The 18,545-nt window shown below is 65.2% G+C and carries 16 protein-coding genes; 8 read left to right on the top strand and 8 right to left on the bottom strand.

From position 1 onward, the window contains the following. Window positions 1-78: 78 nt before the first annotated feature. The 3 genes from aceB (at window position 79) to CVV68_RS00565 (ending at window position 3,893) form a co-directional block, all read left to right on the top strand. Window positions 79-1,743: a malate synthase A gene (gene aceB, locus CVV68_RS00575; protein ID WP_110499066.1), complete on the top strand. Its 1,665-nt coding sequence runs from the start codon at window positions 79-81 to the stop codon at window positions 1,741-1,743. 193 nt (window positions 1,744-1,936) lie between these two features. Then, window positions 1,937-2,644, top strand: a complete 708-nt coding sequence (locus CVV68_RS00570; RefSeq protein WP_110499065.1) for a DsbA family oxidoreductase — start codon at window positions 1,937-1,939, stop codon at window positions 2,642-2,644. Window positions 2,645-2,807: 163 nt separating this feature from the next. Beyond that, window positions 2,808-3,893, top strand: coding sequence for a S1C family serine protease (locus CVV68_RS00565; RefSeq protein ID WP_110499064.1), 1,086 nt, complete (start codon window positions 2,808-2,810; stop codon window positions 3,891-3,893). A 189-nt stretch (window positions 3,894-4,082) separates the two neighbouring features. On the opposite strand, the gene CVV68_RS00560 is transcribed toward CVV68_RS00565, so the two are convergent. The 6 genes from CVV68_RS00560 to CVV68_RS00535 all read right to left on the bottom strand — a co-directional run bounded on the left by CVV68_RS00560 (window position 4,083) and on the right by CVV68_RS00535 (window position 12,093). Then, window positions 4,083-6,017 carry a glycoside hydrolase 5 family protein gene (locus CVV68_RS00560; protein WP_110499063.1) on the bottom strand — a complete coding sequence of 645 codons (1,935 nt, stop codon included), beginning with the start codon at window positions 6,015-6,017 and terminating at the stop codon, window positions 4,083-4,085. A 235-nt stretch (window positions 6,018-6,252) separates the two neighbouring features. Next, the gene (locus tag CVV68_RS00555; RefSeq protein ID WP_110499062.1) at window positions 6,253-7,092 is read right to left on the bottom strand and encodes a carbohydrate ABC transporter permease; all 840 of its coding nucleotides are present in this window, start codon (window positions 7,090-7,092) and stop codon (window positions 6,253-6,255) included. Beyond that, window positions 7,085-8,059, bottom strand: a complete 975-nt coding sequence (locus tag CVV68_RS00550; RefSeq protein WP_211320673.1) for a carbohydrate ABC transporter permease — start codon at window positions 8,057-8,059, stop codon at window positions 7,085-7,087. Before CVV68_RS00550 ends, CVV68_RS00555 begins: the two co-directional genes overlap by 8 nt. 103 nt (window positions 8,060-8,162) lie before the next feature. Continuing rightward, window positions 8,163-9,470, bottom strand: coding sequence for an ABC transporter substrate-binding protein (locus tag CVV68_RS00545; protein WP_110499060.1), 1,308 nt, complete (start codon window positions 9,468-9,470; stop codon window positions 8,163-8,165). Window positions 9,471-9,787: 317 nt separating this feature from the next. Beyond that, the gene (locus tag CVV68_RS00540; RefSeq protein WP_146238783.1) at window positions 9,788-10,873 is read right to left on the bottom strand and encodes a LacI family DNA-binding transcriptional regulator; all 1,086 of its coding nucleotides are present in this window, start codon (window positions 10,871-10,873) and stop codon (window positions 9,788-9,790) included. Then, window positions 10,870-12,093, bottom strand: a complete 1,224-nt coding sequence (locus tag CVV68_RS00535; RefSeq protein ID WP_245933250.1) for an ROK family transcriptional regulator — start codon at window positions 12,091-12,093, stop codon at window positions 10,870-10,872. Before CVV68_RS00535 ends, CVV68_RS00540 begins: the two co-directional genes overlap by 4 nt. Before the next feature lie 157 nt (window positions 12,094-12,250). Between CVV68_RS00535 and CVV68_RS00530 the strand changes: the two genes are divergently transcribed. From CVV68_RS00530 to CVV68_RS00510, 5 genes are all read left to right on the top strand, one after another. Beyond that, window positions 12,251-12,985 carry a sugar phosphate isomerase/epimerase family protein gene (locus CVV68_RS00530; protein WP_110499057.1) on the top strand — a complete coding sequence of 245 codons (735 nt, stop codon included), beginning with the start codon at window positions 12,251-12,253 and terminating at the stop codon, window positions 12,983-12,985. Continuing rightward, a complete protein-coding gene (locus tag CVV68_RS00525; protein WP_110499056.1) occupies window positions 12,982-14,091 on the top strand; it encodes a Gfo/Idh/MocA family protein in 1,110 nt (369 codons plus the stop codon). Before CVV68_RS00530 ends, CVV68_RS00525 begins: the two co-directional genes overlap by 4 nt. Before the next feature lie 10 nt (window positions 14,092-14,101). Next, window positions 14,102-15,292: a Gfo/Idh/MocA family protein gene (locus CVV68_RS00520; protein ID WP_110499055.1), complete on the top strand. Its 1,191-nt coding sequence runs from the start codon at window positions 14,102-14,104 to the stop codon at window positions 15,290-15,292. Between the two features lie 4 nt (window positions 15,293-15,296). Next, window positions 15,297-16,298 (top strand): sugar phosphate isomerase/epimerase family protein, encoded by a 1,002-nt coding sequence (locus CVV68_RS00515; protein ID WP_110499054.1) that lies wholly within the window; start codon window positions 15,297-15,299, stop codon window positions 16,296-16,298. A 108-nt stretch (window positions 16,299-16,406) separates the two neighbouring features. Next, window positions 16,407-16,790, top strand: coding sequence for an RNA-binding S4 domain-containing protein (locus CVV68_RS00510; RefSeq protein WP_110499331.1), 384 nt, complete (start codon window positions 16,407-16,409; stop codon window positions 16,788-16,790). Between the two features lie 71 nt (window positions 16,791-16,861). On the opposite strand, the gene CVV68_RS00505 is transcribed toward CVV68_RS00510, so the two are convergent. Both CVV68_RS00505 and CVV68_RS23325 read right to left on the bottom strand, forming a co-directional pair. Further along, window positions 16,862-17,911, bottom strand: a complete 1,050-nt coding sequence (locus CVV68_RS00505) for an LLM class flavin-dependent oxidoreductase (RefSeq protein WP_110499053.1) — start codon at window positions 17,909-17,911, stop codon at window positions 16,862-16,864. 327 nt (window positions 17,912-18,238) lie between these two features. Next, a complete protein-coding gene (locus CVV68_RS23325; RefSeq protein WP_170133039.1) occupies window positions 18,239-18,382 on the bottom strand; it encodes a hypothetical protein in 144 nt (47 codons plus the stop codon). Between the last annotated feature and the right edge of the window lie 163 nt (window positions 18,383-18,545).

Genomic DNA, 18,545 nt, shown 5'->3' with positions numbered 1-18,545 from the left:
GTTGGACCGATTTGCCCGGAAACGGTGGATTTTCGTCCAACAACTGCAACACAGATGAACCAGACTTGGAGCAACCCCATGAACTCAACGAACAGCCTGAACGGATTCACGTTCAACGGCATCACCTTGACCGCACCGCCCATCCACCGCCAGGACGAGATCCTGACCTCCGAGGCCCTGGACTTCATTGCCGCACTTAACCGTTCGACGACGGCGCGCCGCCAGGAGCTGCTGCAGGCCCGCCAGACGCGGCGGCGCCAGATCCTCAGCGGCACCGACCCACGCTACCTGCGTGAGACCTCCGGCATTCGCGAGGATCCCCGCTGGCGGGTGGCACCGCCGGCCCCCGGACTGGAGGACCGCCGCGTGGAGATCACCGGGCCCGTGGATGCAAAGATGACCATCAATGCCCTGAACTCCGGCGCCAAGGTTTGGCTGGCGGACATGGAGGACTCCTCCACGCCGACATGGGGCAACGTGATCCGCGGCCAGGTCAACTTGATCGATGCGCTGGAACGCCGCATCAACTTCACCAGCCCCGAGGGCAAGGAATACCGGCTGGCGCCTGCGGAGGAACTGCCCACCATCGTGGTCCGCCCGCGCGGCTGGCATCTGCCGGAAAAGCACCTGCTCATCAACGGCAAGCCGATGGCCGGCGGGATCGTCGACTTCGGCCTGTTCTTCTTCCACAACGCCCGCCGGCTGATCGCCCAGGGCAAGGGGCCGTACTTTTACCTGCCGAAGATTGAAAACCACCTCGAGGCACGGCTGTGGAACGACATCTTCGTCCAGGCCCAGGATTTGCTGGGCATCCCGCAGGGCACCATCCGCGCCACCGTCCTGATCGAGACCATCACCGCGGCCTTTGAGATGGAGGAAATCCTCTACGAACTCCGCGACCACGCCGCCGGCCTGAACGCCGGCCGCTGGGACTACCTGTTCTCGGTCATCAAGAACTTCCGCACCCGGGGCCCACGCTTTGTGCTCCCGGACCGCAACCAGATCACCATGACCGCACCGTTCATGCGCGCCTATACCGAACAGCTGGTCCGTGCCTGCCACCGCCGCGGCGCCATGGCCATTGGGGGCATGGCCGCCTTTGTGCCCAACCGCCGCGACCCGGAAGCCAATGCCAACGCCATGGAAAAGGTCCGCGCGGACAAGACCCGCGAGGCCAACGACGGCTTTGACGGCTCCTGGGTGGCCCACCCGGACCTGGTCCCCGTGGCCATGGAGGTCTTTGACGACGTCCTGGGCTGGAACCCGAACCAGATCAGCCGCCTGCGCGAGGACGTGGAACTGGACGACCGCGCACTGCTGGACGTTGCCGGCACCAAGGGCACCATCACCGAGCAGGGCATCCGGGACAACATCTGGGTGGGCATCCAGTACATCGAGTCCTGGCTGCGCGGCCATGGCGCCGTTGCCCTGAACAACCTCATGGAGGACGCCGCCACCGCGGAAATCTCCCGCTCGCAGATCTGGCAGTGGATCCACAGCCAGGCCATCACCGATACGGGCGAACTCATCACCTTCGACTGGGTAACGGAGATGCTGGAGGAGGAATTTGCCAAGATGCCCCGCTTCGACGCGGATCGCTTCGAGGACGCCCTGGAAATCTTCGAGGCCGTGGCCCTCGGCGAGGAGTTCCCCACCTTCCTGACCCTGTCCGCCTACTCGAACTACCTGGACGAGACCCCTGAGCGCGAACCCGCAAGGACCGCCCAGCTCGCCGCCGCCTGAAACAGGCACAAGTTTGGCTGGTTCCGCCGGACGCGTCGCCACTGCAGGCCCGAAATCCGGGTCCCGGCGGGCCAGCCTTAGCTTTCACCACGAAAAAGTACGACGGCGGTTGGCAGGTTTCCCACGAAACCCCGCCAACCGCCGTCGTACTTGTCCCCGGAATAACTGCCATCCGTTCCCCGTTGGCGCAAGTATGAAGATTGAGATTTGGTCCGACGTCGCCTGCCCTTGGTGCTACATCGGCAAGCGCCGCTTTGAAACCGCGCTGAACGCCTTCCCGCACAAGGATTCCGTGGAGGTGCAGTGGCGCAGCTACCAGCTGGACCCCACGCTCCCGGAACACTATGACGGCACCGAGATCAGCTACCTGGCCGAGCGCAAGGGCATGGACCCCGCACAGGTAAAGGGCATGTTGGCCCACGTCACCGAGCAAGCTGCGGGCGAGGGCCTGCACTACAAGTTCGACGACATGGTGGTTGCCAACAGCTTCAACGCCCACCAGCTGCTCCACCTGGCCGCCGCCCATGGGAAGGCCGACGCGGTCAAGGAAGCCCTGCTGTCGGCCCACTTTGAGCACGGCGAAGACATCGGCAGCCGCGAATTCCTGGTTCGCACCGGCACCTCGGCCGGCCTCGACGCCGCCGAAATCAACGATGCCCTGAACACTGACAAATACGCCGATGAGGTCCGCAATGACTTTGCCGAGGCCCGCGCGATCGGCGTCACCGGCGTCCCGTTCTTCGTCATTGACAGGAAGTACGGAATCTCCGGCGCCCAGCCCGCCGAATTGTTTGGCCAGGCCCTCGACGAGGCGTGGCAGGAAGCGAACCCGCTCACCATGGTGGCCGCAGCTGATTCCGAGGGCGCCGAGGTTTGCGGCCCGGACGGCTGTGCAATCTAGTCTCCCTCACTGGGAGTCGGAAAATGCATCAAAATCGTTGATTTTGGCGCATTTCACGCGGTTCCCGACCCACAGTTTTATTGGGTCGAAGGGCAGCACGCCGCCCCGTGTCGCAGCATTGGGAACCACACCGTAGTGCGGTTTTCCTGACGGGAGTACGCTCATGCCCCCACGTGTCCCCACTGCTTGGTTCCTACGGCACCGGATCGCGTGGATGATCGCGGCCGCAGCAGTGTTGATCGTCCTGGCGGGCTTCGCAGGTGGGTTGGCCGGCCACTCATGGGCGCGCCCCGTCGCAGCTTACGGCGGAAGCTGCGACGCCGTTCAAGTCGCCAGTCAGGTACTGCCCACCATTGTGACGGTGTCCATCAAGAACGGGGCCGCGAACGGTGTCGGCAGCGGCGAGATCATTCGAGCCGACGGACACATCCTAACAAACAACCACGTCATCTCGGCCGCCGCCGACGGCGGCACCATCACGGTCGTGTTCAGCGACGGCCACGGGACAGAGACGATATTGGTGGGCCGCGACCCCCAGTCTGACCTGGCCGTGCTCAAGGTGAGCGATCCCAAGCAGCTGCCGTTCATCGCGCACGGCGGCTCTTCCACACTTCACGTGGGGCAGCCGGTGGTCGCCCTCGGCGCACCACTGGGGCTGTCCAGTACCGTCACGGCAGGCATAGTCAGCGCCCTGGGCCGCAACGTGCCGGTCCCCAGCGACAACAACACGACCGCCACCCTGGTTGGCGCGCTCCAGACTGACGCATCCATCAACCCCGGAAATTCCGGCGGCGCCCTGGTCAACTGTGCCGGCCGGCTCGTGGGCATCAATACGGCCATTGCCACAGTGCCCAATGCGGAAGGCACCGCGGGCGGTGGCAGCGTTGGCATCGGATTTGCGGTGCCCGTCAACCTGGCGATGCGCATTGCCGGGCAGCTAATCGACACCGGCAAGGTCGCCTACCCCTACTTTGGCGTCACAGCCACTCCCCTCCCGCCCAGCGCGGCGAGCCGTTTTGGCGTTGACGACGGGTTGTATCTGCAGGCGGTGACACCTGGCGGCCCGGCCGACTCAGCGGGGCTGTTGCCCGGCGACGTCGTCACGCGCCTCGACGGCCGCCCGGCCACGGATACCGGGGTGCTCACGGAGGTCACCCTCGCCCGGAAAGCCGGCGACACCGTGGAGGCCACCTATGTGAGGGGCGGCAAGAGCTCAACCGCCACCATCACGCTGGGGGCAATTCCCTAAAGGAGCGCCGGGGTAGGCGAAGCGGACGGCTGCACGGCCCGGACCGCTGCAGCCAAACGGCGGCGTGCCAAACCGTCCAGGGCGTATGAAATTTCATACGCCCTGGACGGTTTGGCACGCCGCGACTTTTTAAAGCATCGGCGCTACTTCACGGCGCCGGCTGCTGCCACTGCCACCGGATTCTCCGCGTCAGTGCCTGAGCTCAAGCACGGCCACGCCGTACGGAGCCAGTGTCACAAATTCGACGGCACCGCCGTCGAGGGTGGAAATGGTGGAGCCGGGAACGGCCGCGGCCAGGGGCACATCCACGTCCTGGCCGTGCTGGCTGGCCAGGAACACAAACTCCCGGCCGTCGGCATGCGTCAGCGAATCCGCAAAGACCACCGGATCGCCCAGCTTGAGCGGACCCTGCACCCCGGCCACCTGCGCCAGTGCTCCATAGAGCTTGTAGGTGTCCTCGGGATTGATGCGTCCCTGCACCGACGCCATGTATTCCAACGGGTAGGTGCACAGCACCGTGCGCCCGGAACCGTGTTCCTTCACGACAATGGCCGGGTTGCCGTGCGCGTCCACGGCCACAACCGTACCGTCGGTGGCCGTCACGGGCAGGAACGCGCGCGCGTGCTCATTGCCGGCCGCCGCAAACCGCAACACCTCGCCGGTCCGCAGGGTGCCGAAATCGGCCGTGAAAGTCAGTTCCACCACGTCGTCGTCGATCGGGTTGTTCAACCCGTAGACCAATTCCCGGCGCACACCGAAGATTTCCTCCGTGTTGATCCACCAGGGGCCGCGCTGCGCCCCGGTCTCCCCCACGCAATATGAGGCGTAGATGGTGGCACCGGCGGCGGCCAGCCGGGGCAGCTGCGTCCACGACGGGCCCGCCAGCGCCTTGATCGAGGGCAGCAGGTACAGCGAATACCCCTCCGGCAGGCCGCCGTCCTCCGCCTCCCGCACCACGCCGACGGGCAGGTGGGCCTCGTGCGTTGCAACGTAGGCCTGCTCGGCGGTTTGCACCACCAGCCTGCGTTCCCCTTCCACCGTGAACGGGTAGTCCGCGGCCAGGTATGAGGTGAGCACCAGGGCGGCCGACACCTCGGTCCGGGCCGTGTTCGCCAGATCGACAGCCTCCAGGGTTCGGGCAAAGGAGGCCAGCTCCCGCAGGGCCGGCTTTGGCGCGCCGGCGGCGTCCGTGATGCCAAAGTGCAGTTCGAACGGGTGGTGGCTGTAGGGGCGCTGGCCCATGATGGCGTCGTAGTCAGTGTTGTTCCAGGCGATCCAGCCCGTGGCGCCGGCCAACAGCGTGTGGTGCAGCAGCTGGCGGTAGTAGTGGCCGGCGTTCTCGTCGGAGACGAAGTCGCTGGAGAGCCCAAATTCCTCCATCACCACCGGCTGGCCGGTCATGGCCGACATCTCGCACACGAACGCCGCCTTCAGGTGCTGGCGGATGACGTCGCTTTCCATCCGGTACACATGCGGGCCCACAAAATCCGTGAACGGTGCCAGGTCCATGAGGGAAAACCCGTTGTCGTGCCCGGTGGTCTCCAGGCCCCACGCGCCGTCGCCGATGGACACCGGCTGGGTTCCGCCGCCGGCGCGCACGGCGTTGACCATCAACTCGGACCACGCCGCAACCTGGTCCCGGGACGCCTCCCCGCCGTAGATGGGGACCTCGTTGGTGATGAGCCAGCCGGCGATGGCGGGGTGGCCGGTGAAGCGGGTCACGAGCTGCTTGACGTACCAGGCCTGCCGGTTCACAAACCACACGTCCGTGTACAGGTTCCGCCCGGCCCGCCACGCCGGATCCCAATTCTCCCCCGACATGTGCCCCACAATGAAGGTGGGAATCGTGGTCATGCCCGCCGCCTCGTGGGCGTCCAGGAAATCTGCAAAGTGTGCGCAGGCATCCTCGCTGATCACATCGGGTTCGGGCTGGAAGTCCGGCCAATAGTAGAACGACCGTGTCATGTTCAGTCCGTGCCGTGCCAGCACGTCGAGTTCCTCGCGGACCACGGCGGGGTCATAGTTGCGCCACATCAGCGGTCCGCCGGTGCGCGACCAGAAATTTGCGCCAAGCCAGTTCTGCTTCGCTCCTGGTGCGCCGACCATGCCAAAATTGCGCTTCATGCCGGACATTCCGTTCTGTTCGTTGCTTGAGTCTGTCGAAACCTGGATCGGCGGTGCAGCTCTTGCGGGTGCCGGTGCCTGAAACCACTGGTGCTGCACCGGCGGCGCAAGTGAGTCTGAAAAAGTACGACGGTGGCATCTGGATGAGCGGCAAGACTCACCCAGGTGCCGCCGTCGTCCGGGACTGGAAAACTCCACCGCCGGGGCGGGCAGCCGGCTCCACCCCAAGGGGAGGCTACTTGACGGCGCCCGCGGTCAGGCCTGCCACGAAGTTCTTTTGCAGGAGCAGGAAGCCGATGACGATCGGGATACTTACCACCACGGAGGCAGCCATGATCTGGTTCCAGTACACGTTGGTCTGCGTCGAATAAAGCTGCAGGCCCACGGCCAGGGTCCGGTTGGCGTCGGTGGTCATGACGGAGGCGAACAGGACCTCGCCCCAACTCGTCATAAAGCTGTAGATGGCGACGGCGACCAGACCTGGCCGGGCGGCGGGCAGGATGACCTGGATCAGGGCGCGCATCGGCCCGCAGCCGTCCACCTTCGCGGCCTCGTCCAGTTCACGCGGGATGCCGTCAAAGTAGCCGGCCAGCATCCAGATGGAGAACGGCAGCGAAAAGGTCAGGTAGGTGATGATCAGGCCGATGCGGGTTCCCACCAGCTGAACGCCGAAGTTTGTGTTGATGTTCACGAAGATCAAAAACAGCGGCAGAAGGAACAACACGCCCGGCAGCATCTGCGTGGCCAACACGGTGTTGGAGAACAGCGAGCGGCCGCGGAAGTTGTAGCGGGAAATCGCGTAGGAGGCGAAGATGGCGATGATCAGCGAGAGGACTGTCGCGGCGGAGGCCACGATCACCGAGTTCACAAAGTAGCTGGCCAGTGGAACTGTCCGCCACATGTCGATGTACGGCTGGATGGTCAGGGTGCTTGGCCACCAGGAGAAGGCACCCTGGACGTCCTTGAGGGGCTTGAGGCCGGAGATCACCATGACGTACACGGGGATGACGGTGAAAACGGTCAGGACTGCGATGACGACGATCCGGAAGGATTTGGCCGATGTTGTTTCACGCACGCTTGGACCTCCGGTTCATGACGAGCAGGTAGACGCCGCTGACCAGCAGCAGGAAGAGCAGAAGCAGCACGGACATGGCCGCTCCGGAGCCAAAGTTCCAGGTCAGGAAGGAGGCATTGTAAATATGGAACGAGATCAGATCGCCCGCCGGAGGCTGGGAACCGCCAAACAGCACGAACGGGGTGTTGAAGTCGTTGAAGGTCCACAGGAACATGACCAGCAGCAGGACCATGTTCACGGGGCGCAGCATGGGCAATGTGATCGCCGACCACTGGCGCAGCGGCTTGGCACCGTCCACCGCGGAGGCCTCGTAAACGTCGTTGGGGATGGACTGGAGCCCGGCCATGAGCATGAGGAAGGCGAACGGCCACAGGCGCCAGATGGCCACGATGACAACCGCCCAGAAGGCGTTGTCGCCGATGAGCCAGAACGGCTTGTCCCCCGGCAGGCCAAGGTTGTCGTACAGAAGGTGGTTGAGTGCGCCCGTGTCCTTTTGCAGCATGAACTTCCAGGCGATGACGCCGGCGTACATCGGCAGCGCATAGGGAATAAGGAACAGGGTGCGGAAGAAGCCGCGGCCAAAGAAGGATTTTTGGAGTGCAACTGCGGCGGCCATGCCAAACCCCCAGGAGATCCCCACCACGAGGATGGTGAAGGCCACCGTGATCAGGAAGGACTTGAGAAGTCCGGCTCCGACGGCGGAGTTGAAATCAAGGGCAACAGCATAGTTCTTGAGCCCGATAACGGGCGCGTTCCCCCAGTTGGAGATGAACATCTTGGTGAGCTTGAGGAAGCTCATCCAGATGCCGGTCGCCATGGGAATGACATGGATGACAACTTCAAAAATGATGGCGGGGGCAAGCAGTGCGTAGGGCAGCCACCAGCCGGCACGGCGCGGTTTGCGGGGTTTGCCCTTGGGCGGGCCGGCCGAGGGTCCGGACTTTTTTGTGGCGGTGGTTGCAGACACTGCGCTCACTCACCTTTCTTTCATGGTTGTTGGGAAAGCCGCAGGCCGGGTGCCGCATGGTGCGGCACCCGGCCTGCGGACTTTCATCAGCTCGAAGAGAGGGTCAGCCGGCCGCTTCAACCTGCTGCTGTGCCGTGGTCAGCGCGGTCTTGATGTCTGCCTTGGACACCGTGCCGCCGGAGGCGATGGTGGCGAACATCTGGTTCATGGCCTTGCCAACTGTGCTTTCAAACTGGTCCTCGGAAGGGACCAGGGGCAGTGGCTTGGACTTGTTGGCGTAGATGTCGCTGAAGGTCTTGGCTTCCTCGACATTGTCGGTGAATACTGCCTTGGCACCGGCGAGTACCGGCAGCGACGCAAACGGCTTGCCGAGTGCGGTTTGCGTTTCCGGGCTCGTCATGAACTTGACGAATTTCAGCGCGCCGTCCTTGTTCTTCGTGTTCTTGAAGATGGACAGGTTGATGCCGGCCACGTGGCTGGCCACATCCTTGGCGCCTGCCGGTGCGGGGAAGGCCACCACGCCGTACTCATCATTCTTCATGCCGTTGGCGACGATGCTGCTGTCGGCATTGTTTTGATTGAGGATCATGGCAACCTTGCCGGCTGCGAAGTCGTTGACGGCCTTAGTGCCGTTGTCGTACTGGGCGTTGCCCACGTTGACTACCTTGTCGGCCTGCATCAGGTCAAGGTAGCGGGAGATGCCGTCCACGACGCCGTCCGAGGTGAAGGTCGGCTTGCCGTCGGCGCTGAACAGATCGGCGCCGTTCTGGGCTGCGTTGATGAACGCAAAGTGTGCGTTTTCGGTGTAGCTTCCTGCGGCCAGGGCGAAACCGTACTTGCCGCCGGTGGTCAGCTTCTTGGCGTCAGCGACCATGTCGGCCCAGTTGGTGGGAGGGGTCAGGCCGGCGTCCTTGAACATGGCCTTGTTGTAATACAGTCCGTAGGCCAGCCCGTACAGGGGCACCGAGGTGGGATCCTGCCCGGGAACCCCGCCGGTGTCCATCGCCGTCTTGACGAACTTGTCCTTGCCGCCGATGGCGTCGAAGGCTGCCGAGTCAAACGGCATGAACGCACCGGTGGACTGCAGCGATGCCGCCCAGGTGTTGCCAATGTTCAGCACATCCGGCGCCTGTCCCGAGGTGACAGCCGTCTGGATGCGCGTCTGGAGGTCGTTCCAGCCAATAACTTCAAGGTTGACCTTGATGCCGGTCTGTTCCTCAAACTTCTTCAGCTGCGGGGTGAGGACCTCCTTGTCGTTGTCAAGGCTGGTGCCCTGGTTGCTGGCCCAGTAGGTGAGGGTCTTTCCGCCGCCGTCCGAGGAGCCGGAATTGCTGGTGCCGCCGCTACAGCCCGTGGCGGTAATTGCAAGAGCTGCGATTGCCGCCGCTGCGGCAAAAGTACGAATTTTCACTTTCGCGACTTCCTTGTCATTGTCGTTGGATACCCGAAAAATTGTTGATTGAGCGTTTCGGGCGGACTCGTTTCTCATCGTGAAACCAAACCTAGATGAACTTATGGCGAAGGTCAATCAAAAGTTGCCACAAGTTTTTCTGGCTATTGAAGCCTTGTCAACAGATCTTCCAGCAGCCGGTCGGCCTAAAATGCGAAAACGTCGTAAAAAACCCTTACAACACGTGAGCTTTAGAGCATTCAGCCGCACTCCTTGACTGTGACGATCCCAACTGAACCGGTTCAGTTAAGCTGGATTGTTACCGCTTTGTTATCACTTTACGGGCGCTTCCAGGCAGCCTCGGCCAGGCTTTCCCGGCTCTTCAGCACGCCTGCAGGCATGGCCACGTTAGCTGATTGGTGCCCCGCCAGCGTGTCCAGCAGCAAGGCCGCCGAGCAGCGCCCCAGCTCCATGGTGTTCCTGGCCAGGGCCGCCACCGTGGGGGAGCTGAGCTTGCACAGGATGGAATCATCCCAGCTCAGGATGGACACCTGGCCGGGGACGGAAAAACCCAGCCGCTTGAGGGACTGGAGTCCGCCAATCGCCATGAGGTCATTGCCATAGACAATGGCGGTCGGAAATTCCGGGGACCCCGGCGCCACCCCGGCAACGACGGCGATGGTGGCCTTGCCGCCGTCGTCCGCGGTGTAGTCCGAGGCGCTGAAGACAACCGTCATCCCGAGGCGTCCGGCATGGGCCAGAACCCCTGCGCTGCGGGCCGCCTCGTGCGTGAGCGCCAGCGGTCCTGAGATGTGGGCAATGTGCCGGTGGCCCAGCCGGTGCAGGGCCTCCACGACGGTGGCCGCGTCACGGCCCTGGTTCACGGTGGTGTTGGCGCCGAAGGGGGCGCTGCCAGCGTCCTCGGCGGCGCCCACCAGGACATGCGGCAGCCGCAGCCCGGCCAGCACCTGCGGGCGCGGGTCGTCGCTAATGTGGTCAAAGACGATAACGCCGTCCACGCGCCGTTCACCGGCCCAGCGCCTGTAGACAGCAAGGTCGCGGCGCGGCCCGGGTGTCCGCTCCGGAGTGACCATGCGCAGCATCAGGTTCATGTCGTGGTCGCTCAGCTCGGACTCAATACCGGCCAGCACGTTCATGTAAAAAGACTCCGAGCCCACCTCTTCCGGGGAGCGGCCCAGCACGATTCCCACGGCGTCGCTGCGCGATTGCGACAACGCGCGGGCGCTGGAGCTGGCGTACCAGCCAAGCTCGGCGGCGAGGGCCAGGACGCGGGCGCGGGTGGGCTCACTGACCCCCGGCTGGCCGTTCAGCGCGTAGGAGACGGATGCCTTGGACATGCCGAGACGGTCGGCAAGGCCGGCGATGGTCACCTTGCCAGCCGCCCCTCCCCCCGGACTGGTCACGGCTGCTGGTGCTCCGCCACCAGGCGCTCGACGCCGGACGGGGCCAGCACGTGGTCGATCACCATGCGCCCGGCCCCCAGGACACCGGCATGGTCGGCCGCCATGGACTGGACGATCCTCAGCCGCGCCGTGGCCAGCGGCAGGGAGCGCTGGTAGACAATCTCCCGGACGCCTGCCAGCAGATATTCGCCGGCGGAGGAGAGCCCGCCGCCGATGACAATGACGGACGGGTTGAGCAAATTCACGCAAGCGGCCAGTACGTCGCCCACGTCCCGGCCGGCCTGGCGCATGGCCGCAATGGCGGCGAGGTTGCCGCGACGCGCCAGCTCCAGCACGTCTTCGCCGGTTGATGCCGGGACGCCGCCGGCAGCCAGTGCGGCCGCCACGGCGGGTCCCGACGCCATCGCTTCCAGGCAGCCGTAGTTCCCGCACCGGCACAGCACGTCGCCGCCGCGGGGAACCCGGACGTGGCCGATGTCCCCGGCGGTGCCGTCCGCGCCGCGCTGGAGCAGGCCGCCGCTGATGATGCCGGCGCCAATGCCCGTGGCCACCTTGATGAACAGCAGGTTCTCGTCATCTGGCCAGTACACGGCCCGCTCCCCCAGCGCCATGATGTTCACGTCGTTGTCCACGAGCACGTTGGTGGCGAAACGCCGCTGGACATAGGCGGGCACGTCAAAGCCGTCCCAGCCGGGCATGATGGGCGGGCTGGCCGGCTTGCCCGTGGAGTGCTCCACCGGACCCGGCAGGCCGATGCCGATCCCCACCAGTTCGCGCTCGTGCCGGCCGGCCTGGACCAGCAGTTGTTCGCAGTGTCCCAGCACGGCGTCCAGCACGGGCACCGGCCCTGTGGAAATGTCAATGGATTCGCGCAGTTCGCTGAGCACCTTGCCACTGAGGTCCGTGAGCCCGATCAGCACGTGCGTGGCGCCGACGTCGACCGCCAGGATCACGCGCGTGGTGGGCAGGAAGGCAAAGCGCGAAGGCGGCCGCCCGCCCGAGGAGACTGCCTCGCCTGCCGGGCCGATGAGCCCCGAGGCCGCCAGCGCGTCAAGGCGTGCCGCCACGGTGGAGCGGGCCAGGCCGGTGATGTCGGCCAGCTCGGCCCGGGTCCTGGCATGGCCGTCGCGCAGCAGCTGGAAAACGTCACCGGCCCGCGAGGTTCCGACACCTGCCGAAAGGTTACCGCCGTTCAATCCGGAAGGTGCTGTGCTGGGCATTGCTGGTGACATCGACATCAACAATAAATAACACACAGGCTTCTATCTGTCACAATTCCGATGAAAGTGATTTCTTGCGCATCTTTTGCTTGACGCTCGTCAAAAGTTCCCCTAGCTTGGAGTAATCACCCATCCCGTGTTCTAGCAGGAGACCTCAATGACGTATTCACTACAGCTGTACACCGTGCGGAAACCACTGGAAGATGACCTGGCCGGCACCATTGCCAAGGTTGCCGCCATCGGCTTCACCAATGTGGAGCCGTACAACTTTGTTGCCACCGCGGATGAACTGGCGTCCGCACTGAAAGCCAATGGTCTTGCAGCCCCCTCCGGTCACGCGCCGCTGCTGCGCGCGGACCAGGATGAAATCTTCGCCGCAGCCAACAAACTGGGCATCGAAACAGTCATTGACCCGCATGTGGACAGCTCCCAGTGGAACACCGAGGAAGACATCAAGGCCACGGCCGCCGCGTTGAACGCAGCAGCCGTCAAGGGTGCCGGCTACGGCGTCCGGGTGGGCTACCACAACCACGAATTCGAACTCGAAGCGCAGATCAATGGCCGCTCCGGCCTGGAGATTCTTGCCGAGAACCTCAACCCGGAGGTCGTGCTGGAAGTTGACACCTACTGGGCGGCAGTGGGCGGCGAGGACCCCGTGGAACTGCTCAAGCGCCTGGGCGACCGGGTCCGCTTCATCCACATCAAGGACGGCCCGCTGACCAAGGTCGACAAGGACCAGGTCGCCGTCGGCTCCGGCAAGGTGCCGGTATGGGATGTCATCTCGGCAGCCTCGGCCCTGGAAGTGGGCGTCGTGGAATTGGACGACTTCACCGGAGACATCTTTGAGGCCGTCACCGACAGCCTCAACTACCTCAAGGCGGGAAAAAAATGAGCACTGCATCGGGTCCCGTCGGCGTAGCCCTCATTGGTGCCGGCGTCATCAGCAAGGAATACCTGAGGAACCTCACCAGCTTCCCCGACGTGAAGGTCCACATTGTGGCCGACATGTTCGAGCAGGTGGCCGCCGAGCGCGCGGACGAGTTTGGCATTGCCGCCTCCGGCAGCGTAGAAGACGCCCTCAACCACCCCGACGTCGAGATTGTGGTCAACCTGACCATCCCCGCCGCCCACGTTGAGGTGGCCACAAAGGCGATCAACGCCGGCAAGCATGTGTGGAGTGAAAAGCCGTTCTCCACGGACCGTGAAAGCGGCCTGGGCCTGCTGAAACTGGCCGACACCGCCGGGCTCCGCCTTGGCTGCGCCCCCGACACCTTCCTGGGTGCCGGTCTCCAAACGGCCCTCCGCCTGATTGCCGACGGCACGATCGGCACACCCCTGACCGCGCTGACACTGATGCAGTCCCCCGGACCCGAGTCCTGGCACCCGAATCCGGCGTTCCTGTTCCAGGAAGGAGCGGGCCCGCTTTTCGACATCGGCCCGTACTACCTCACCGCGCTCGTCCAGTCCTTTGGGGCCATCACCAAGGTTGCGGCCCTCAGCTCCAAGTCGAGGGAGACCCGCGTCATTGGTTCCGGCCCCAAGGCGGGCGAGGAATTCGACGTCACGGTGCCCACGCACGTCAGTGCCATCGCCCAGTTTGCCGGCGGTGAATCGTCCCAGAGCATCTTCAGCTTCCAGTCCCCCCTCAAGCGGGCCGGCTTCGTTGAAATCTCCGGCACGGAAGCCACCATCGCCTTCCCGGACCCCAATAATTTCGACGGGGACATCACGCTCCACCGCCTGGGATCCGACGAGCCGGAAATCATCCCGGCCGTCGGTGCCACCAGCACGCGCGGCTCCGGGGTGCTGGAAATGGCCCGGGCCATCCGCGCCGGCCGGCCCCACCGGGCCCAAGGTTCCATGGCCTACCACGTCCTGGACGCCATGGTGGCAATTTCCGAGTCCTTTGAAACGGGCGAGTTCGTGACGCTGCAGAGCACGGCAACCGCCGCGGATCCGCTTCCCGCGGACTGGGACCCCACCGAAGCAACCCTCTAGGAACCCTGCGATGACCTCCCTCCCGATACCGAACCGCCAGCCGGGCACGCCCCGCCCGCTGGGTGTGGCCGCGATTGGCTATGCCTTCATGGGCCAGGCACACTCCAATGCCTGGCGCACCGTGGCCAACCACTTCGATGTGCCGGCCTTTGAACAAAGGGTGCTGGTGGGCCGGCATGCGGAGGCCGTCGCCACGGCCGCCAAAAAGTATGGCTGGAGTGAAACCGCCACGGACTGGCGGGAGGTCATCGCCCGGGACGACATCGACATTGTCGACATATGCGCCCCCGGCTGGCTGCACGCTGAAATTGCGACGGCGGCCCTGGCCGCGGGCAAGCACGTCCTGGTGGAGAAGCCGCTGGCCAACTCCCTCGCCGAGTCCGAATCCATGGTCCGCGCCGCCCAGGCCGCCCGTGCCCTCGGCGTGCGCTCCATGGTGGGCTTCAACTACCGCCGCATTCCCGCCCTTACGCTGGCCCGCCGGCTGATAGCGGACGGGCGCCTCGGCACCATCCGGCAGGTCCGCGCGTCGTACCTGCAGGACTGGCTGGCGGACGAAGAGTCGCCCATGACCTGGCGCCTGCGCAAGGAAACCGCCGGCTCGGGTGCGCTGGGCGACATCGCCTCCCACGCCGTCGACCAGGTGCAGTACCTGCTGGGCGACACGGTCACGGAGGTCTCGGGCAGGCTGCACACCTTTGTCACCGAGAGGCCGGGACCCGATGGTCCTGAGCCGGTAACGGTCGACGACGCTGCCTGGGCCACGCTGTCCCTCGCCGGCGGCGCCGTGGCCAGCGTGGATGTCTCGCGGGTGGCTCTCGGGCAGAAGAACGCGCTCCGCGTGGAGGTTTATGGCACAACCGGATCATTAACATTCAACCTGGAGAACCCCAACGAGCTGTACTTCCTCAACGGCACCGAGCCCATCGAGGTTCAGGGCTTTCGCCGCATTCTCGTCACCGAACCAGAACATCCCTACATTTCAGGCTGGTGGCCGCAGGGTCATGTGATTGGCTGGGAACACAGTTTCACGCACCAGATCCGCGACTTCCTGCTGAACATCCAAAGCGGGACCGATCCGTCGCCGTCGTTCGAGGAGGGGATGGGCGTCCAGCATGTCCTGGCCGCCATCGAAGCCTCCTCCGCGGCTGGCGGCGCCACCGTGGCAATCCCTGCCCTCATCCCTCTTTCAAAGGACTGACGCCATGCCCCGCCCGTATACCCTGTTCACCGGCCAGTGGGCCGACCTCCCGTTCGAAGAAGTGGCGCGCCTGGCCTCGGGCTGGGGCTACGACGGGTTGGAGATCGCCTGCTCCGGCGACCATCTGGACCCGTGGCGCTGGGACGAGCCCGGCTACGTTGCCGGCAAGCTTGCGGTGCTGGAACGCTACGGTCTAAAGGTCTGGGCCATCTCCAACCACCTCAAGGGCCAGGCCGTGTGCGATGACCCCATCGACTTCCGCCACCAGGGAATCGTCGGCTCCAAGGTATGGGGCGACGGCGACCCCGAGGGTGTGCGCCAACGTGCCGCCGAGGAAATGAAGTTGACGGCCAAACTTGCCCAGGCGCTCGGCGTGAAGACAGTGGTGGGCTTCACCGGCTCCTCGATCTGGCAGTATGTGGCCATGTTCCCGCCCGTGCCGGCCTCCGTGATCGACGCCGGCTACCAGGACTTCGCCGACCGCTGGAACCCCATCCTGGACGTCTTTGACGAATGCGGCGTCCGCTTCGCCCACGAAGTCCACCCCTCCGAGATCGCCTACGACTACTGGACCACCGTGCGGACCCTGGAGGCCATAGGGCACCGTCCCGCGTTTGGGCTGAACTGGGACCCGTCCCACTTCATGTGGCAGGGCATCGACCCGGTCTCCTTCATCTGGGACTTCAAGGACCGGATCTACCACGTGGACTGCAAGGACACGAAGCTGCGCATGACCGGCCGCAACACAGTCATGGGTTCCCACCTGCCCTGGGGCGACCCGCGCCGCGGCTGGGACTTCGTCTCCGCCGGACGCGGCGACGTGCCCTGGGAATCAGCCTTCCGCGCCCTCACTGCCATCAGCTACGACGGCCCCATCTCCGTCGAATGGGAGGACGCCGGCATGGACCGCCTCCAGGGCGCCCCCGAAGCACTGGCCGCGCTGAAAAAGTTCAACTTCGCCCCGTCCGCACTCTCCTTCGACGCGGCCTTTAGCAACCAGGACTGAATTCTTGGTTTTCGACACCGATCCCGCTTTCGGACCCCGCGATCCCGGGCGCCGAAAGCGGGAACGGTGTCATTTTCGCGCGAAGGCACGGCTAGAGTGGATGGCACCATGAGCATTCCCAAATCTGCACCGGCAGCAGTGCGCATAGATGCGTGGCTGTGGGCCATTCGCGCCTACAAGACCCGATCCGCGGCCACCGCCGCGTGCCGCGCCGGGCATGTGAAACTCAACGACGTCAATGCCAAGGCCGCGCACACCGTGGTCCCCGGCGACACCATCCGCGTCCGCCAGCCCGGCTGGGAACGCATCCTGGAAGTCCGGGGCCTGATCAACAAGCGCGTGGGGGCCGAGGCGGCGTCGCACTGCTTCACCGACCACACCCCGCCCCGCCCGGTCCTGCCGGCTCTCGGCCTGCCCCAGCGCGACCGCGGCACAGGCCGGCCCACCAAGAAGGACCGCCGCGAGATGGACCGGCTCCGCGGCGAGGACTGACGCACTGCCCGGGGCAGGTGCCGGACGCAGGTGTTTGACGGCGGCCGCGGGGTTTAAGTGCGCGTGGCCGGTTACGCGCCGGCCGGCGTCCAGCCAATCGCCGGGGCGATGTATTTGGTGATGTTTTCCAGCATCTTGACGTTGTAGTCGACACCGAGCTGGTTGGGGACGGTGAGCATGAGCGTGTCCGCGGCCTGGACGGCCGCGTCGGCGGCGAGTTCCTGCGCCAGCACCCCGGGGTCCCCCATGTAGCTCTTGCCAAAGCGGGAAAGAAGCCCGTCGATCATGCCGACTTGGTCGCGGCTGTCCGTCTGCGAGCGCAGCCCGAAGTACATGCGGTCGGTGTCGTCGACCACGGGAATCACGCTGCGGCTGACCGAGACGCGCGGCGTGAAGCCATGGCCGGCCTTGGCCCATTCGTCACGGAACAGCTGGATTTGTTCGGCCTGCAGCTGGTCGAAGGGAACGCCGGTGTCCTCGGTGAGCAGCGTGGAGCTCATGAGGTTCATGCCCTGCTGTGCGGCCCAGACGGCGGTGGCACGGGAGCCGGCGCCCCACCAAATGCGCTGGGCAAGCCCGGGCGACTGCGGTTCGATGCGCAGCAGCCGTTCCCCTCCCATGTAGGCGTGTTCGCCAGGCTGGGCAACGCCGGCGCCGGAGATGGCATGCCGGAAGGCGGCCGTGTGGCGGCGGGCCATGTCCGCCGCGGTCTCGCCGTCGTCCGGGTAATAGCCGAAGTCCGCCGCACCGTTCAGGGCCGGCTCGGGTGAGCCGCGGCTCACGCCCAGTTGCAGCCTGCCGTCACTGATCAGGTCGGTCGCGGCGGCCTGCTCGGCCATGTAGAGCGGATTTTCATAACGCATGTCGATCACGCCCGTGCCGATTTCAATCCGGCTGGTGCGGGCGGCTATGGCAGCCATGAGCGGGAACGGCGACGCCTGCTGGCGGGCAAAGTGGTGCACGCGGAAGAAGGCGCCGTCGACGCCGATCTCCTCGGCGGCGACGGCCAAGTCAATCGCTTGGTGCAGCGAATCCCTGGCGGATGCCGTTTGCGAGCCGCGGCCGGTGCCGTAGTGGCCAAAGGACAGGAATCCTATGCGCTTCTTGAAATTTGTGTCCATGCCTGTCACAACGTGGCCCCGCTACGGGCTATTCCATGCATATGCATGAACAGCCAGTGCGGCGCGTTGCTGTGCATCTCGCCGCCGGGCGCACGCCGTCTGGCCACCGGCTCGCCGCCGGGCGCACGCCGTCTGGCCACCGGCTCGCCGCCGGGCGCACGCCGTCTGGCCACCGGCTCGCCGCCGGGCGCACGCCGTCTGGCCACCGGCTCGCCGCCGGGCGCACGCCGTCTGGCCACCGGCTCGCCGCCGGGCGCACGCCGTCTGGCCACCGGCTCGCCGCCGGGCGCACGGCGTCTGGCGCCCCGCCCCGCTGGGCACCGCGGCTCAATGCTTCTTGGTGATGTGCGCTACGGGATCGGCGCTCTCGTCGGTGGCGCCGCGGGCCTTCTTCTCGGCGCGCTTGGCCTTGATGGCGTGGCCCTTGTCCAGCTTCTTGTGGTCGTGGTGGTGTGGTTGTTTGTCAGGCATGGTGAACACTCCCTGTCCATAAACGGTGCCGGTCCGGGCCGTGCGGTCCAAATCGTTCCCCTCCTTGAACGTTACGCCGATATCAAGCGGTCCAACAGTGCCGGTGTGCCGGCGTCCACGGTCCTGTTATGCGCTGCGGTCGGGCTCGCCGTGCCGCACAACA

The organism is Arthrobacter livingstonensis (genome assembly GCF_003219815.1).
In the GTDB taxonomy this organism is placed as follows: Bacteria; Actinomycetota; Actinomycetes; order Actinomycetales; family Micrococcaceae; genus Specibacter; species Specibacter livingstonensis.
The sequence above is the reverse complement of the archived record's forward strand: the minus strand, read 5'-3'. Positions and strand labels throughout refer to the sequence as shown.

Bases quoted from the DNA above. Each gene is read 5' to 3' on its own strand.
- CVV68_RS00565 (WP_110499064.1), top strand. From the start codon at position 2,808: ATGCCCCCACGTGTCCCCACTGCTTGGTTCCTACGGCACCGGATCGCG.
- CVV68_RS23325 (WP_170133039.1), bottom strand. From the start codon at position 18,382: ATGCCTGACAAACAACCACACCACCACGACCACAAGAAGCTGGACAAG.
- CVV68_RS00570 (WP_110499065.1), top strand. From the start codon at position 1,937: ATGAAGATTGAGATTTGGTCCGACGTCGCCTGCCCTTGGTGCTACATC.
- CVV68_RS00535 (WP_245933250.1), bottom strand. From the start codon at position 12,093: ATGCCCAGCACAGCACCTTCCGGATTGAACGGCGGTAACCTTTCGGCA.
- CVV68_RS00530 (WP_110499057.1), top strand. From the start codon at position 12,251: ATGACGTATTCACTACAGCTGTACACCGTGCGGAAACCACTGGAAGAT.
- CVV68_RS00505 (WP_110499053.1), bottom strand. From the start codon at position 17,911: ATGGACACAAATTTCAAGAAGCGCATAGGATTCCTGTCCTTTGGCCAC.
- CVV68_RS00525 (WP_110499056.1), top strand. From the start codon at position 12,982: ATGAGCACTGCATCGGGTCCCGTCGGCGTAGCCCTCATTGGTGCCGGC.
- CVV68_RS00560 (WP_110499063.1), bottom strand. From the start codon at position 6,017: ATGAAGCGCAATTTTGGCATGGTCGGCGCACCAGGAGCGAAGCAGAAC.
- CVV68_RS00515 (WP_110499054.1), top strand. From the start codon at position 15,297: ATGCCCCGCCCGTATACCCTGTTCACCGGCCAGTGGGCCGACCTCCCG.
- aceB (WP_110499066.1), top strand. From the start codon at position 79: ATGAACTCAACGAACAGCCTGAACGGATTCACGTTCAACGGCATCACC.
- CVV68_RS00520 (WP_110499055.1), top strand. From the start codon at position 14,102: ATGACCTCCCTCCCGATACCGAACCGCCAGCCGGGCACGCCCCGCCCG.
- CVV68_RS00510 (WP_110499331.1), top strand. From the start codon at position 16,407: ATGAGCATTCCCAAATCTGCACCGGCAGCAGTGCGCATAGATGCGTGG.